Here is a 15,453-nt window from a genome sequence, read left to right as displayed (position 1 = left end):
ATATGGGAACAGCAGCAAGCAATATACCAGTTAAACGGAAGAGAAACCAGGAACCAAGAAAATGGATATATGCAAAGAAGCCGGCAGGTCAATTGTATAACTATCGTCAATGGGTTGGATATAGCTTACTGCTGTTCTTTTTTATTGCGCCTTTTATAAAGATAAAGGGTAATCCATTTTTGATGTTCAATATTATTGAACGTAAATTTTCCATCTTCGGAAATCTATTTTACCCACAAGATTTACATATTGCCGTATTCGGAATGCTCATTGTTATGGTCTGTGTGGTGCTCTTTACCGTCGTATTTGGGCGCGTCTGGTGTGGATGGACCTGTCCGCAGACTATTTTTATGGAGTTGGTATTTCGCCGTATTGAGTATTTGATTGAAGGCGATTGGATGCAGCAGAAAAAGCTCAATGAAGGACCAAATACAGATGCTCGTGCGTGGAAGAAACTCTTGAAACACACTATTTTCTTCCTTATCGCTTTTATTATTTCTAATCTTTTCTTATCTTATGTAATCGGTGTCGAAGCCTTGTTTAAGATTATGACCGATCCCATTGATACACATATTGTGGGGTTTATTTCCATACTTATTTTTGCAGGGCTTTTCTACGGTGTATTTGCGCATGTACGGGAGGTCGTTTGTACCACCATCTGTCCTTATGGACGATTACAGGGGGTGTTGCTTGACGATAACAGTATTACTGTGGCGTACGACAAGAATCGCGGTGAACCACGGGGTAAAATGCGAAAAGGGGATACCGAACCGAAAGGTGATTGTGTAGATTGCAACCTTTGTGTTCATGTATGTCCTACAGGTATTGATATCCGTAAAGGATTACAGATGGAATGTGTGAGCTGTACGGCTTGTATTGATGCATGTGATGATGTGATGGTGAAAATTGGCAAGCCGAAACGGTTGATTGGTTTCTATCCAATGGGGGAAATTGAAAAAAGTGAAGGTTTTAAAAGAAGTAACACACGTGCGATTGCTTATTCTATTGTTCTAGCGGCTTTGATTGGTGTGTTTATTGCCATGATCTTTAGTCGTTCTGATATCGATGGGCGCTTGTTACGTGCTAAAGGAAGTACCTATCAAGTGATGGAAAATGGTAAAGTCAGTAATCTTTATACGATGGAATTGATAAACAAATCGGGTAAGGACATGAATTTCAGTATTGAGAGTGCTGATCCAAAGACAACGGTACAGATCGTGAATGATATCCATGTACTGCAAAAGGATAAGACAGCGACGCTTAGTTTCTTTTTGTTGAAAGAAAAGGGGGATATTGAAAAGTACAAACAGGATGTTAAAGTAAATATTGTGTCGGACGGACGAGTAATAGAGTCATTGAAAACGACTTTTATCGGACCTACTACATTAAAATAAATGATATGAATTGGGGACTCAAGATAGTTATTGGACTAGGTGCATTTATGATTTTTATTGTTGCGGCGGGGGTGTATATGGTCAGTCATGATTCAGACTCCTTAGTCGATAATGATTACTACGAAAAGAGTCTGACTTATGACGAGGTGTATGTGAGCAAGGAAAACCTGGAAAAGGATGGTGCAAAACCGACCATTAAGGTTCGCAATGATACGCTTTATATACATTTTGTACATGCCGATAACCAGGGAGAGCTGCAATTTAAACGACCATCCGATGGAAAATTGGATGTCACGTTGCCTTTTGCGACGAAGACAAATGACTTCCAGTTGCCTGTTTCGACCTTTACGAAAGGCAGTTGGGACCTAGACGTAAATTGGAAGAGTAATAGTAAAACTTATTTATCTTCACATCCTTTGTTTTTATAGCAATGACCTTTCATTACCTCGCTTTTTTTATGGGGCTTTTTGGCAGCATACATTGCGCTGTAATGTGTGGGCCTCTTTTGATTGCAGTCAATCAAAATGGGGGGATACGCTGGCGGGACTTTTTCAATAAATTACTTTATCAATCTGGACGGATATTGGTATATGGCCTTCTAGGGCTTTTTTTTGGTCTTTTTGGGACGTTAGCTACGGTGCAAGGATGGCAACAGTATTTTAGTTTACTGATTGGTGCCATTTTATTTTTGATCGGCCTATTTTATATGTTCGGTAAAAAAAGCACCGCTATGGCGGGTTTTCAAACGCGACTGATTCAACCCTTCGTGAAGGTTATGGGACGCTGGCTGTATCGTCCAGGAGGTTCTTTTGTTGCTGGTATGCTGAATGGAATCCTGCCATGTGGAATGGTATATATGGCGCTGGCTTCGGCAATGAATGCTAATTCTTTGTCGTCGAGTTTTTACTTCATGGTACTTTTTGGCTTAGGGACACTTCCTTTACTCTTGGTCTTTTCATTTGCGGCATCATTTCCGAAGAGCATTTTTAAGAAAGGTTTCACTCGTCTTTTACCTTTTTTATATTTGATCATGGGCATGTGGTTTATATTGCGAGGGGCTAACTTAGATATCCCGTATTTAAGTCCGCTATTGCATATCGATGGAGCCATAAATTGTATGTAGCGATACCGCAGTTCCACTTTTGGGATAATATTCTTATCTTAGAGACAATGCGCTATCAACAGTGATATAGTGTAACTAGAAATAAATGATATATCATGTATGGAATATGTACACTTCATTATAAACTTTATTGGCGAATGGTATTGGGTTCCCTTACTTTTTCTATATGTAGGTGTTATCAGTACCCTGATTATTGAAAACGGAAATCCGACAAAAACACTTTCTTGGGTACTCGTCATTGTCTTCCTTCCCGTTATTGGTATTATTCTATATTATCTTTTCGGACAAAAATTCTCTAAAGTAAAACGAATAAAAAAGGTTAACGATGGACAAGCCATTCGATTGAAAAAGGAATGGGAACGTTTGGAGCCTTATATGGAAAAGGATATCGAGGACATCCGACAGAAAATCGGAGACCTTTCCCAAGTTTTCACCTTTCTTAAAAATGAACGTCTTTCCTCGCCCACGCTCGGTAATAAAGTTGAATTATTAATCAATGGAGAGCATAAGTTTCTCGGCTTTATGAAGGCGCTTCGAGAGGCTCGTCACTCGATTCATATTGAATATTATATCTATGAGCTGGATACAATAGGGCTTGAGATACTGACTTTGCTGGAGGAAAAAGCAGCCGAAGGTGTTTATGTTCGGTTAATGGTAGATAGTATAGGTTCGCCTGAATTGGTAAAGTATATGCAAAAGCAAAAGGATAGCCGCATAGATTTTAAACCTTTTATGCCGGTAACTTTTACTTCGCTTGCAAATAGTAATTACCGTAACCACCGTAAAATTGCTATTTTCGATGGTGATATCGGTTATATTGGTGGGATTAATATCTCTGATCGTTACATCAATAAGCCTACAGATTTTAATAAGGTATACTGGCGCGATACTTCCGTGCGTGTTGAGGGTGCTGCCGTGAACATGTTGCAGATCAGTTTTTGGAATTCATGGAACCTTGCTGACGGAAAACCGTTTCTATTGAGTGAAGGGTATTTACAAAATATCCGTAAAGAGATGAAGGTCGGAGATGCTGCCGTTTCTTTTGTTTCGAGTGACCCCGGTTCGGTGGGGCCATATAACATGGAGGCTATTTTGATTGCGCTTGGCGAGGCCGATACAAAGATACAATTGGTTACACCTTATTACGTTCCAACCGACGAATTGGCAACAGCATTAAAGATTGCTGCCGCCTCTGGTATTGAAGTGGAGTTAATGTTACCCAAGGAGTCAGACTCCTATATCGTGCAGCATGCTAGTCTTTCTTTTGTGAAACCGTTATTGGAGCGCGGGGTTAAGGTATATTTTTATACCAAAGGGTTTATCCATGCAAAGACCATTAATATCGATGGGAAGATATCCTTTGTTGGAACCGTAAATTTGGATACACGAAGTTTTTATATCAATTATGAAATCGCCGCGGTTATTTCTGATCCGAAGATGTGTCGAGAGCTGGAGGATCAGTTTGAAATTGACAAAGCCGACTGTGAATTGATGACGTTGAAAGAATGGAAACGACGAAAAACATGGAAAAGAACGATCGATTCTGTCTGTCGTTTATTGGCACCTTTGTTATAAGCTGTTAAATTTCTTCTGGTTTGCTAGAAAATCAATATATTTAGCTTCTCGAAAAGCTATATTTTGATGAAGAAAATCTTTTTTTTATTTTTTATTTTTCTCTTTGCTGGCTTGTCTTTACAAGTTAATGCACAGCAAAAACCGGCAATTCCTATTAATACTGTTGTTGAAAAGGTACAGAAATACTTTGGCGTATATCCTGTTGAAAAGGTGCACTTGCACTTTGATAAGCCGTATTATGCTGTTGGAGATACCTTGTGGTTTAAGACCTACCTCAACCATAACCTGTATGAGTACAATCCAAGTAAGATTGTATATGTCGAGGTTTTGACCAGTCGGGATTCCCTAATCCAGACGCTTCGTGTTCCGCTGGAAAACAACGCTGGAAAGGGACAATTAGTGTTGGACCCGCAATTTGTATCACAAGATAACTACCGCTTCCGGGCGTACACCAAGTGGATGGCAAATTTTGATAATGGCTATTTCTTTAATAAGATTGTACCAATCGGAGATGCAATAAACAAGAAATTAGGGGCTGATGTTTCCTATAGCTCTGAAGGGGGGACGAAGACCAAAGCTACTATCCAATTTCGGGATCGCCAGGGCAATCTGCTCGGACGGAAAAAGCTAAGCTGGGAAGCGATTGACGGATGGGATGCTTTTGATAAAGGGAAGACGGAAACCGACGATATGGGACGGGTCACGATTAACCTAAATATCAAGGAGAAGAATTATTTGAAAAATGGCCGTTTGATCGTTAAAATTGATGGCGACAAGACGGATCCTACGTTAGTAGGAAATTACTCCTTAAGTAATGCATTATGGGATGTTGATGTTCAGTTTTTTCCGGAGGGTGGCGAACTCTTAGCGGGACTTTCTAAGAAAGTAGCTTTTAAAGCATTGAGTACGACAGGGCGTGGTGTCCGTTTAAAAGGTAAGATTGTTGATAGCAAAAAGAAAGAAGTCGCTGAATTTGAAGATCTCGGACTCGGTATGGGCTACTTTAGCTTTGTTCCCGTATTGGGCGAGAAGTACAAGGCCACGATAGCTTTTGATAATGGCCAGCAGCGTACATTTGATCTTCCGGAAGTAAAAGCAGAGGGATTAAGTCTGGTTCTGCATAAAGAAGAAGGGGATAATGTACAGTTTGGCCTGGTATCCAACGATGCTTTTTTTGAGAAAAATACAAACCAACCTTTTTACGTTTTAGGCCAATCCAATGGACATTTGGTTTATGCGGCACAGGCTACATTAAAAAATGCCTCGGTTTTGATTAATATTCCCAAAGATAAACTACCGAACGGAATCGTACAGTTATCCATTATGCATCCTGATGGTCGTTTGATCAGTGAACGACTGGTTTTTAATGATTCACAGGAGTTTTTACCGATAAAAATTAGTACCGATAAGACAGTTTATGGACAGAAGGATCCCGTTAAACTATCTATTGCAGTAGCCACTAAGGATACACTAAAATCGAATTACTCGGTGTCTGTTGTCGACGAAGCCAAAGTGCCATACAATGACGACGAAGATTTAGGGATATTAAGCAACTACTTGCTGACATCGGATTTGAAAGGTTACGTAGAACGTCCGAATTATTATTTTAATACGGCGAATGCGAACCGGAAGGAAGCATTGGATGCTTTATTGATGACGCAAGGCTTTAGGCGGTTTTCGTATGATGACCTGATTGCAGAAAAACTGCCACAAGTACAATTTATGCCGGAACAAGGGATAAATATTTCAGGTATTTTACGCTTGAATACTGGACGGGCATATCCAAATGGTGGGCTCTTGTTGTCTATACCGTCCCGTAATTTCAGGAAGGATGTGTATACCGATAATAGTGGTCGCTTTGTCTTTGAGAACCTAGTTTTTGCTGATTCTTCCAAAGTGACGGTAAATGCACGTGGGAACGACAATTTCAGGAACTTAGTAATTAATATGGATCAGTCGTATTTCCCGGCTATAGATCAAGGAAATCCATACGCAAGAAATAATATCCAGAATATTGATAATGAAATGAAAGCTTATCTTACGAACAGTAAGAACGAATACCGTACATCCATCCTTATTGATGAGATTCAGGTAACCGGGATACAGAAAAAGCAGGTGACCAGCAAAGAGTTTTCAGCATTGTCAGGTTTGTCTATGCCGGAACATCGTATTGAAGCAGATCGCTTATCGGGTTGTAATGTTTTAACGATGTGCTTAAGCACACTTTTGACTGGGATTACATACGATACCCAAACCTTGAAATACTATGTTTCACGTAACTATAATCAGGGAAGTCGTGTTCCAGTACAGTTCTTTTTAAACGGAATGCCGATTGATGAGCCTTCACTGAATTCAATACAGACGGCAGAAATTGAGGCTATCGAGATCTTTTTACGCGATGACTTGGGAACCGTTAGTCGGATGTATCAAAATGATGGTGTTGTCTCGATCATGACGAAGAAAAATGATCAGAAAAAGATGCCTCGGATGTCTCTTTCTGAGATCGAAAGTTTGTTGCCAAAGACGAATATTGTTGAGATGATGCCACTAGGCTACGTTAAAGAACGTAAGTTCTATGCGCCTAAGTATGACACACCTGCCAGCAAGAATACCAATGATTACCGAACTACAATTTACTGGAATCCGGACGTAGTACTTGATGCAACGGGTAAGGTATCATTAGATTTTTACAACGCAGATGGTAACGGGAAATATAAAGTCGTTGTCGAGGGACAAGATGAAGCGGGAACCATCGGTCGAAGTGTTTATTATTATAATGTGAAATAAGAAGTGGCCTACGAGGCCACTTTTTTTGTTTTTACATTCAGGATAACACTTAGCAGAATAATAGCTATCCCCAAGTAGGCATAGCTGTTGAGCTGCTCATCAAAGATGAAATAACCAAAAACCAAGGCGTATATTACCCCGAGATAGTTTAAACTGGCTACTTTGGACAGATCTGCCTGCTGGTAAGATCGGGTCATATAATACTGTGCTCCTTGTGTAAAAATCCCAATCAGTAAGAGAAACAGCCAATCTAGCCCTTGTGGCTGCTGCCAGTTCAATAGACAGTAGACGCCAGCAATAGGCAAGGTCAGCATCGGGAAGTAGAACATAATGACTAGCGGATGTTCGGTATGACGTAGTTTCGCAATAATGTTATACGCTAATCCCGAGAAAATTGCTGAGGTAATACCAATAAGGAGATCGGCTGTCGAAATCCGGGTATCAAAACCTTTTAAGAGAAAGACACCACCAATGGCCATGGCAAAATATAGAAACTGGATAGGACGTAACTTTTGCTGAACAATAAAGATGCCCAGAATTGCAGTAAAGAATGGCGAAAGGTAATTGATCGTAACGGCGGATGCCAAAGGGATGTGTTGCAAGGTGTAAAAAGAGCCGATTAAGCCGAGGCATCCTGCAATTCCTCGTAAGGTTAGCATTTTTCGGTTGTTACCGAGTACTGGAATTTGTTGGCGTCTTAAGACATAGTAGGATGCAACCAAACTGAAAATAGATCGAAAGAAAACGACTTCCAGTGTTGGTATATGTGATACATATTTTACGCATACATTCATCAGGGCAAATAAAAGCCCCGCCAATAACATGTATTGGATACTTTTATCCTGTTGCACTAAGAAGTGGTATCGTTTTGGTTTTCCGAATCAATTTCTACCTCTACTTGTTCAATCATCACCGCGTATGATGCCGGTCGGATGCCTCCACCAAATTGAATAGCATAATGTTTGGTAAACTCAGCACCAAAGTATAAAATAGCAGCGGAGTAGTAAACAAAGGCGAGCAGAATGATCACGGAGCCAGCGGCACCGTAGGAGCTGGCGATTGCATTGTTACTGAGGTAATAGGCGATGACATATTTACCTAATAGAAATAAGAGCGACGTAAATAACGCTCCCCAAAAGATATCGCGAAAACGTACTTTTGCGTCAGGAAGAAAGGCGAAAATTGCACCAAAGAGAACTGTAATTACAACGAAGGTAACGATGGAGTTGATGCTGTCGATCATTTCCATATCGATGTGCACAAAATACTGTCCAAAGTAATTCATCAATACGCCGATAATACTGCTCAGGATCAGTGAAGCCATCAATAAGAATCCCAGTCCGATAATCATTGAAAAAGAAAGAAGACGATCGATAACAAGCTTTACCCATCCTTTTTTAGGTTTAACCCTGATGCGCCAGATTTCATTTATTGAATTTTGGATGTCGATAAATATGGTTGTCGAGGAGAAGATCAAAATACCGATACCAACATATACAGCAATGCTATTTTTATTCTCAAAGGATATCTTCTTTATGGCTGCATCCAACATCGTGGCGATATCGGGCCCAAACAGTTGGTTTAGTTCTTCCATAATTTCATCCTGCGCTCCAGTGGGGCTATCGAGCTGACTGCCATAGAAGAAGCCCAAAGCCCATATCAGAATAAGAAGGACTGGCCCAATAGAGAAAACCGTGTAATACGCCAAAGAAGCACTCTTCTTTAGACACCTGTCGTCTAAAAAGTCAGACCCCGCACCAAGGAGTACGGAGCCTAAATTTTTAGCTTTCTGTTTAAATAACCCTTTATCCATAGGTTATTCTGCATATATTTTGTTCATAAGCTCGGCCGAACGTTGTAGGATTACTTTCCGTTTTAGGCTTAATTTTGGTGTTAGTTCACCATTATCAATTGTCCACTCTTTATCGAGAAGCTCGAATTTTTTCACTTTTTCCCACTGTCCGAAATCTTCATTCAGACGGTCTATTTCACGGTGATATTTTTCGAGTATTTGAGGGTTTTGGATTGCTTTTTCACGTGAATCAAAAGGAATGCCTTTATGTTGGCACCATTTTTCCAGCGCATCGAAGGCCGGGACAATCAAAGCCGCAGGGAAACGTTGGTTCTCCCCAACTACCATAATTTGTGCAATGAGGGTGGATTCCATGAATTTATTCTCTAAAATCTGTGGCGCGACGTACTTGCCGCCCGCGGTTTTAAACATTTCTTTTTTCCGATCTGTAATCTTCAAGAAACCATCGGGTGTTATTTCTCCGATATCACCGGTATGGAAGAAGCCTTGTTCATCGATTGCTTCTTTGGTCGCTTCTGGATTTTTGTAATAGCCCGGACTGATGCTTGGTCCTTTGACGAGAATTTCGCCATCTTCCGCAATTTTTACATTCAGGTTGCTCAAGACGCGGCCGACTGTACCAAATTTGACATCAGTTTCGATGTGTGAGTTTACGGCAATAACGGGAGAAGTCTCGGTTAGCCCATATCCTTCTAAGACTTTGATGCCGGCGGCCCAGAAAACGCGTGCGAGACGTTCCTGAAGTGCAGCACCGCCAGAAATAATGAGCTCAATGTTACCTCCTAAGGCCTCTTGCCATTTGGAGAAAACCAGTTTTCGCGCAATGGCTAATTTGAGCTTATAAAAGGTTCCATTCCTTGGCGGTTCCTGAAACTGATGCCCCACCTCAAGGGCCCAAAAGAAAATGGATTTTTTGATCCCTGTTAAGGTCTTTCCGCGCTCTACTACTTTGTCGTAAACTTTTTCGAGTACCCGCGGCACGGTCGTGAAGATCTGTGGCTTTACATCGTTGATGTCCCCAACAATATTATCTAAGCTTTCCGCATAATGCACCTCGATCCCTCGGGAAAGGTATAGGTATACGACCATCCGTTCAAAAATGTGGCAGAGCGGTAAAAAGCTTAATGCTTTGCGTAGATTTAGATGGTCCATGACCAAGTGTTCACAAGCCTGGACGTTGCTTAAAATGTTGCGGTGCGTTAAGAAAACCCCTTTAGGCTTGCCTGTCGTCCCTGAAGTATAGATCAACGTAAGAAGATCATCCGGTTCTACCGCGTCATTGTATGGCTTCAGATCGGTGTCTAATTTATCTCCCGCATCAAGTAACGTACGGTAGCATGTTTTTCCAGGAATGACATCAAAGGTAAATACTTCGATATCCAGATTGTGCTCTTTGATCGCTACATCTAATTTGTTGGATAGTTCTGCATTGCTCACAAATACGAGTTTGGCCTCCGCATCATTTAAGATATAGGATAGATCTTGTTCCGATAAGGTCGGGTAGAGCGGCACAATGGCAACCCCAATTTGGTTACAGGCAAAATCTACGAAATTCCATTCCGGTCTGTTGCCGGACATAAGTGCTATTTTATCGCCCTTTTTGAAGCCTTTTTGAAGTAAAGATTTGCTTAGGCTGTTGCTGATTTTTACAAAATCAGCAGTGGAATAATATATCCATTTATTATCCTGTTTACCTGCTACCATCCGATCGCTCGGGTGATTATGGGTATATCTATCGATAATGTCAAATAGTCTATTTAATTTGTCCATATCTGTGTATAGTTATAGATTTATAATTCCAGTATTTCACTAATATACAAAATTTGCAGCTATAATGTAGCGCGAAAATATAATGCGCACATAATAATAAAAAGAAATTTTACGCGGTATTGTTTGATTTAACGAATGAAAAGTGAACTTATTTTGTGTCGCATCATAACATGTTTTAACTTTTGAACGTTAAAAAAAGTAGTACTTTTGAAACACACAAACAATTACCGTATCCATGAGAAAAACACATTGGCTAATTCTAACACTAGGTCTAATATTTTTTACGTTTAATCAAGCTTCAGCACAATTATCGAGTCAGCATGCTGTCGGTGGCCGTTTCGGAAGCGCAACGGGTTTCAACTACCGATATACGCTGGCTGAAGATCGTGCCGTGGAGGGAATTCTAAGTATCCAAAGCAATTCTAAGTCCAGACGCTTTCGGATGGTCGGTTTATACGAGTTTCATAAGCCACTAGCGGAAAACTTCACGTGGTTTTATGGTTTTGGAGGAAGCTTGGGAAGCTTTAAGTATAAATCTGAAACCGTTCAAGTGACAAACGAGAATGGACAAGTTATTACCAGCCGGACAAATCCCAAGTCTGAATTAGCGCTCAGCGTAGATGGTATCATTGGTGTGGAGTATGCTATTCCAACAGCACCATTATCTATTTCGCTGGATCTTAAGCCTTACTTTGATTTTATTCAAGAGAGCAGTATTAAGTTAATTGATCCTTTTGGGCTTAGTATTCGTTACAAGTTTTAATAAAAAAGACGCCGTCTAGAAAGGCTGTAAATTGTCCTGTTGAGGTGGTCGAAATATTCAATTTATGGCAAAGAATGACATTTAGTCCTTTGATTGGTTCAAAGGAACAAATAAAAAGGCTGTTTTAAACAGCCTTTTTATTTGTTATATCGAAAGCCAAATGCGGCCTAATTCTTTTGCCCGAACCGAAGCTTGTTCAAACTCCTGGATGGTATAAACTTTTTTTGTTGTGCGACGTAATGGCGTCGGAACTGTTCGAATAAGGCCATCACGGGATACGAGTACATCAACAATATCATCTATCGCTCCTTGCTCTAACACAAAATCCAGCTCTTTACCCAACACATCAAGGCGTGTTCCATTGATAGCGATAAGTTCATCGTCGACTGATATACCTGCATCCCAAGCGGCAGATCCTCGTTCTACGACTTTTACGACAATTCGACCTTCGATGACGGCTGTCTTTAAGCCTAGTGAGCGTTCTTGATTATTGGCATTCACATCGATTAACTGATACCCTACCTTTTCAAAAAAGTCATTATAGTCTAACTCTTGGTTGGTATGAGCCGCTTCGAAGATGTCAGATAAATCTACCCCCACGGTTTGTTCGGCAAGAGTTTGGAAAGCAGATTCTTCGAAACCGTGACCTTCCGTCTTATAAAACTGTTGGTAGGCAGCACGAAGTACATCATCTAATCGTTTTGCACCATCCGTTTCTGTAATAATTCGAATATCGAGCGCTGCCGCCAACATTGCTCCTTTATTGTAATAGGAGATACTGGTATTCGATGAGTTCTCGTCGGGACGATATTGTTTGATCCAGGTGTCAAAGCTCGCAAGACCTGCTGACTGTATCTGGAAGCCAGGTCTATTGTAAACGATATTGAAATCCAATGCCAATAGGTTCAAATATTCCTTTGGTGAGTAGAAGTTACAGCGGCGAATAATCAGATTGTCGTAATATGCTGTAAATCCCTCCATGATCCAGAGGCCTGTCGTATAATTCTCCGCTTCGTAATCAAAAGGACCAAGTGCTTTTGGACGCAATCTTTTGACATTCCACAGGTGAAAGTATTCATGCGCTACCAGGCTCAGGAAGTTTTTATACGTTGCAGCCTGTTGATACCCATTGCGACTTGCGCCTAAGACTGTCGAGTTGAGGTGCTCCAGCCCCCCTCCGCCGTTCTGATAATTATGCGTAATAAAGACGTAACGACTGTTGGGATTTTCTCCCCAGATATCCGTTTCTATTTCTACGATTTTACGAATATCTTCCGACAATTGTTTCTTATCGTAAGTGCCACCTCCGACCATAGCAAATTCATGTTGTACGCCTGCTGCTTCAAAGTGCCACACATCTTGGTTTCCGATCTCCAAAGGAGAATCAAATAAAATATCGAAGTCTGACGCGTAATATGTGTGCTCTTTACCGGGTACGGTTGGCAAACCTGTTGATACGCTAGACCAATTTTCCGGAAGGGTGATGGATAGGGTTGAAGGATGATTCAGAAAACCATCAGGAAACATAAAAGTCGCGGCCGAACTTAAAAAGGCATGATCGTTATCGATGAAATTTGTGCGTACAGATACTTCAAAACCATACACACTATATTGCACCTTTACATTCTCTTTATGACTATAAACACGCCATGTATTTTTGGCTATTTTCTCACAACGAACAGCTTTGCCGTTCGCCTCCGCGGATAAACGCTCTACATGCCTGGAATATTCCCGGATCAAATAGGAGCCAGGTGTCCAAACGGGCATCTTCAGGTCGATATAATCTTTATCGAACTGCTGTAAATCTATTTGTATTTCGGCATAATGTGCTTGTGGTTCCTGAAAAGAGACGGTAAAATGTATACTGGAGTCAGCCATGAATGATGATTTAGAATATATTGCAAAGCTACCTTTAATATAGTTCACATCAAATGGATATTCGTAGGGAAATCAAAATATTACATCAAATTTGTTATCTTTGACTATAGATTAATGCCTGTGTTATTGTATGATTTTAGTTGCAGATAGTGGTTCGTCGAATTCCGATTGGATGCTTAATTTACCAGATAGTAAACCCTTATCTTTTCGAACGAAGGGGTTAAATCCTTTTTTTGTAAATGAGAAGGAAATCCTAAAGGTAATGAAAGATGTTCCAGAAATATTACCCTATGCCAGTGAGATACATGAGGTGTATTTTTTCGGTGCAGGGTGTATCACTCCAGATCGCCGAGAGATTGTCTCGAATGCTTTAAGTGAAATTTTTCCAACTGCTTTTGTGTCTGTGGAATGTGATCTTTTAGGCTGTGCCTATGCTACCTTCGGGGTAGAGAAAGGATATATCTGTACCATAGGTACGGGATCTGATATTGGTTTTTATGATGGTGAAATGTTGCGGCCTAGTGTGCACGGTATTGGTTATGTATTGGGGGACGAAGGATCGGGTGCATGGTTTGGAAAGCAGATGATTACAAGTTTTTTGTATGAGAAAATGCCTAAAGACTTGTCTAAAAAGTTCGAGGAAAAGTATAAATTAAACAAAGAGATCGTTATTAAGAATGTTTATCAACGTGATCGGCCCAATGCATATTTAGCTTCTTTTGCCGGATTTATGACCGAGAATATTATGCACCCCTTTATCGATAATTTGTTGCGTAATGGTTTTGATGAGTTTGTTCGTACGAATATCATGACGCATGCTGATTATTGGGATTACCGCGTAAATTTTGTGGGCAGTATTGCTTACCATTTTGATATGCAACTACGTGATGTGTGTGAAGTGCATGGCATTAATATAGGAACGATTTTGAAAAGTCCGATGGAGCAACTTTTTCACTACGTTGTTGATCGAGAAACAAAAATATTGACATAATAAATTTTATCATGGTACTAATAAACACGATTATGCTGTTGGCTTCGATGTTAAGTCCGGCAAATTCTATCTACGATTTCAACTTCACTTCTATCGAAGGCAAGAAGATTGAAATGTCGAGCTTTAAGGGTAAATATGTGCTGATTGTGAACACCGCTTCGGCTTGTGGTTTTACCAAGCAATACAAGGACTTGCAAGCGCTTCATCAGCAATATGGTAAGGATTTGGTGATCATTGGTTTTCCGGCGAATAATTTCGGAGAGCAAGAGAAAGGATCTAATGCCGAAATTCAAAATTTTTGCGAAAAAAATTATGGAGTTACCTTTCTCCTTTCTGAAAAAGTAGAGGTTAAGGGCAGTGAAATTACGCCTTTATTCCAGTATTTGACCACCCAGGAGAATCCTGATTTTACAGGTGATATCAATTGGAATTTTGAGAAGTTCTTAATTAATAAAGAAGGTAAATTGGTGCACCGGTATCGTTCGAAGGTGAATCCTTTGGATAAGAGTATCACCGATAATATTAAATAGTAACAAACAAAAGGACGTCCAGCTGGATGTCCTTTTGTTTTTATAAAGCCATGGATCGGATTGTTGTTTAAGGGGTGTGCAAACTAAAGTAGCAACTGCGGCAGCGCGGTTCATAGCTATCCTTTTCTCCTAAGAGCACCCGGTCTTGACTTGCAGCTATGCGGTAGGAATAGTTTGCTGGTGCTCCACATTGTACACATACAGCGTGTACCTTGGTGACATGTTCTGCGACAGCTAGTAACGCAGGAATGGGGCCAAAAGGCTCTCCTCTATAATCCATATCGAGACCTGCAACAATGACACGAACGCCGCGGTTCGCGAGCTGCACGCATACATGCGGTAACTCGTCATCAAAAAACTGCGCTTCATCGATACCGACCACTTTGGTTTCGGCACTCAACAGTAGAATGGCCGAGGAATGTGAGATTGGCGTAGAAGGAATACGGTTGCTATCGTGCGAGACAACTGCTTGTTCATCGTATCGGATATCAATGGCGGGTTTGAAAATTTCGACCGGCAGCTTCGCAAATTGAGCTCTTTTCATCCGACGGATAAGTTCTTCTGTCTTTCCGGAGAACATAGACCCACAGATAACTTCGATACTGCCCATATCTACATTTTTCTTAATAAAGTTGTGCTCAGAGAATAGCATGTATTTTTTTACGTTGTACTTTTAAAGTGAAGGTTAAACATACGTTAAATCTTCACGCTGAATCCCACGAATATCGAAATTTTATCTTACTTTTCATGTATCAAAGGCTCAGGAAAGGAAGAGGTACTGTGAAAAAAATGTAATCTATTCCCAGCCTTTAGAGTTGGATTTGCGTGC

Annotated in this window: 13 protein-coding genes; 8 read left to right on the top strand and 5 right to left on the bottom strand. The window is 40.6% G+C overall.

Going from position 1 to position 15,453, the window contains the following annotated elements; genetic code table 11:
• Positions 1-2: 2 nt before the first annotated feature.
• The 5 genes from ccoG (at position 3) to E2P86_RS13990 (ending at position 6,879) form a co-directional block, all read left to right on the top strand.
• Positions 3-1,394: a cytochrome c oxidase accessory protein CcoG gene (gene ccoG / locus E2P86_RS14010; RefSeq protein ID WP_085471183.1), complete on the top strand. Its 1,392-nt coding sequence runs from the start codon at positions 3-5 to the stop codon at positions 1,392-1,394.
• A gap of 5 nt (positions 1,395-1,399) precedes the next feature.
• Positions 1,400-1,822, top strand: coding sequence for a FixH family protein (locus E2P86_RS14005; RefSeq protein WP_085471182.1), 423 nt, complete (start codon positions 1,400-1,402; stop codon positions 1,820-1,822).
• Between the two features lie 2 nt (positions 1,823-1,824).
• Entirely contained in the window at positions 1,825-2,517 is a 693-nt protein-coding gene (locus tag E2P86_RS14000) for a sulfite exporter TauE/SafE family protein (protein ID WP_134433578.1), read from the top strand.
• Between the two features lie 99 nt (positions 2,518-2,616).
• Positions 2,617-4,092: a cardiolipin synthase gene (cls, locus tag E2P86_RS13995; protein ID WP_134433577.1), complete on the top strand. Its 1,476-nt coding sequence runs from the start codon at positions 2,617-2,619 to the stop codon at positions 4,090-4,092.
• Positions 4,093-4,158: 66 nt separating this feature from the next.
• Complete coding sequence (locus tag E2P86_RS13990) at positions 4,159-6,879, top strand: carboxypeptidase regulatory-like domain-containing protein (RefSeq protein WP_134433576.1); 2,721 nt, start codon at positions 4,159-4,161, stop codon at positions 6,877-6,879.
• An 8-nt stretch (positions 6,880-6,887) separates the two neighbouring features.
• On the opposite strand, the gene E2P86_RS13985 is transcribed toward E2P86_RS13990, so the two are convergent.
• Genes E2P86_RS13985 through E2P86_RS13975 form a run of 3 tightly spaced genes read right to left on the bottom strand, consistent with a single transcriptional unit; the run spans position 6,888 to position 10,462 of the window.
• Complete coding sequence (locus E2P86_RS13985; RefSeq protein ID WP_200811723.1) at positions 6,888-7,730, bottom strand: DMT family transporter; 843 nt, start codon at positions 7,728-7,730, stop codon at positions 6,888-6,890.
• Positions 7,730-8,692, bottom strand: a complete 963-nt coding sequence (locus E2P86_RS13980; RefSeq protein WP_134433575.1) for a YihY/virulence factor BrkB family protein — start codon at positions 8,690-8,692, stop codon at positions 7,730-7,732. The genes E2P86_RS13985 and E2P86_RS13980 overlap by 1 nt, the downstream gene beginning before the upstream one ends.
• Positions 8,693-8,695: 3 nt before the next feature.
• Positions 8,696-10,462 (bottom strand): AMP-dependent synthetase/ligase, encoded by a 1,767-nt coding sequence (locus E2P86_RS13975; protein ID WP_085471177.1) that lies wholly within the window; start codon positions 10,460-10,462, stop codon positions 8,696-8,698.
• Positions 10,463-10,697: 235 nt separating this feature from the next.
• Here E2P86_RS13975 and E2P86_RS13970 point away from each other — a divergent pair, with 235 nt between their 5' ends.
• Entirely contained in the window at positions 10,698-11,225 is a 528-nt protein-coding gene (locus tag E2P86_RS13970) for a hypothetical protein (RefSeq protein WP_085471176.1), read from the top strand.
• A gap of 144 nt (positions 11,226-11,369) precedes the next feature.
• Here the strand turns inward: E2P86_RS13970 and E2P86_RS13965 are convergent, their stop codons facing one another.
• The gene (locus tag E2P86_RS13965) at positions 11,370-13,103 is read right to left on the bottom strand and encodes a M61 family metallopeptidase (RefSeq protein WP_134433574.1); all 1,734 of its coding nucleotides are present in this window, start codon (positions 13,101-13,103) and stop codon (positions 11,370-11,372) included.
• Between the two features lie 130 nt (positions 13,104-13,233).
• Between E2P86_RS13965 and E2P86_RS13960 the strand changes: the two genes are divergently transcribed.
• Together E2P86_RS13960 and E2P86_RS13955 are read left to right on the top strand one after the other, a co-directional pair.
• A complete protein-coding gene (locus E2P86_RS13960) occupies positions 13,234-14,094 on the top strand; it encodes an N-acetylglucosamine kinase (protein WP_085471174.1) in 861 nt (286 codons plus the stop codon).
• An 11-nt stretch (positions 14,095-14,105) separates the two neighbouring features.
• A complete protein-coding gene (locus E2P86_RS13955) occupies positions 14,106-14,624 on the top strand; it encodes a glutathione peroxidase (RefSeq protein WP_134433573.1) in 519 nt (172 codons plus the stop codon).
• Positions 14,625-14,691: 67 nt separating this feature from the next.
• Here the strand turns inward: E2P86_RS13955 and E2P86_RS13950 are convergent, their stop codons facing one another.
• Positions 14,692-15,276: a thymidine kinase gene (locus E2P86_RS13950; protein ID WP_085471172.1), complete on the bottom strand. Its 585-nt coding sequence runs from the start codon at positions 15,274-15,276 to the stop codon at positions 14,692-14,694.
• Positions 15,277-15,453: the final 177 nt, after the last annotated feature.

The organism is Sphingobacterium psychroaquaticum, from assembly GCF_004421025.1.
GTDB lineage: Bacteria > Bacteroidota > Bacteroidia > Sphingobacteriales > Sphingobacteriaceae > Sphingobacterium > Sphingobacterium psychroaquaticum.
This window is presented reverse-complemented; position numbering and strand designations above follow the sequence as displayed.

What these genes read in the sequence shown, in the direction of transcription:
- E2P86_RS14005 (WP_085471182.1), top strand. Translation starts at nt 1,400, where the DNA reads ATGAATTGGGGACTCAAGATAGTTATTGGACTAGGTGCATTTATGATT.
- E2P86_RS13950 (WP_085471172.1), bottom strand. Translation starts at nt 15,276, where the DNA reads ATGCTATTCTCTGAGCACAACTTTATTAAGAAAAATGTAGATATGGGC.
- E2P86_RS13980 (WP_134433575.1), bottom strand. Translation starts at nt 8,692, where the DNA reads ATGGATAAAGGGTTATTTAAACAGAAAGCTAAAAATTTAGGCTCCGTA.
- E2P86_RS13965 (WP_134433574.1), bottom strand. Translation starts at nt 13,103, where the DNA reads ATGGCTGACTCCAGTATACATTTTACCGTCTCTTTTCAGGAACCACAA.
- ccoG (WP_085471183.1), top strand. Translation starts at nt 3, where the DNA reads ATGGGAACAGCAGCAAGCAATATACCAGTTAAACGGAAGAGAAACCAG.
- E2P86_RS13970 (WP_085471176.1), top strand. Translation starts at nt 10,698, where the DNA reads ATGAGAAAAACACATTGGCTAATTCTAACACTAGGTCTAATATTTTTT.
- E2P86_RS14000 (WP_134433578.1), top strand. Translation starts at nt 1,825, where the DNA reads ATGACCTTTCATTACCTCGCTTTTTTTATGGGGCTTTTTGGCAGCATA.
- E2P86_RS13990 (WP_134433576.1), top strand. Translation starts at nt 4,159, where the DNA reads ATGAAGAAAATCTTTTTTTTATTTTTTATTTTTCTCTTTGCTGGCTTG.
- cls (WP_134433577.1), top strand. Translation starts at nt 2,617, where the DNA reads ATGGAATATGTACACTTCATTATAAACTTTATTGGCGAATGGTATTGG.
- E2P86_RS13955 (WP_134433573.1), top strand. Translation starts at nt 14,106, where the DNA reads ATGGTACTAATAAACACGATTATGCTGTTGGCTTCGATGTTAAGTCCG.
- E2P86_RS13960 (WP_085471174.1), top strand. Translation starts at nt 13,234, where the DNA reads ATGATTTTAGTTGCAGATAGTGGTTCGTCGAATTCCGATTGGATGCTT.
- E2P86_RS13975 (WP_085471177.1), bottom strand. Translation starts at nt 10,462, where the DNA reads ATGGACAAATTAAATAGACTATTTGACATTATCGATAGATATACCCAT.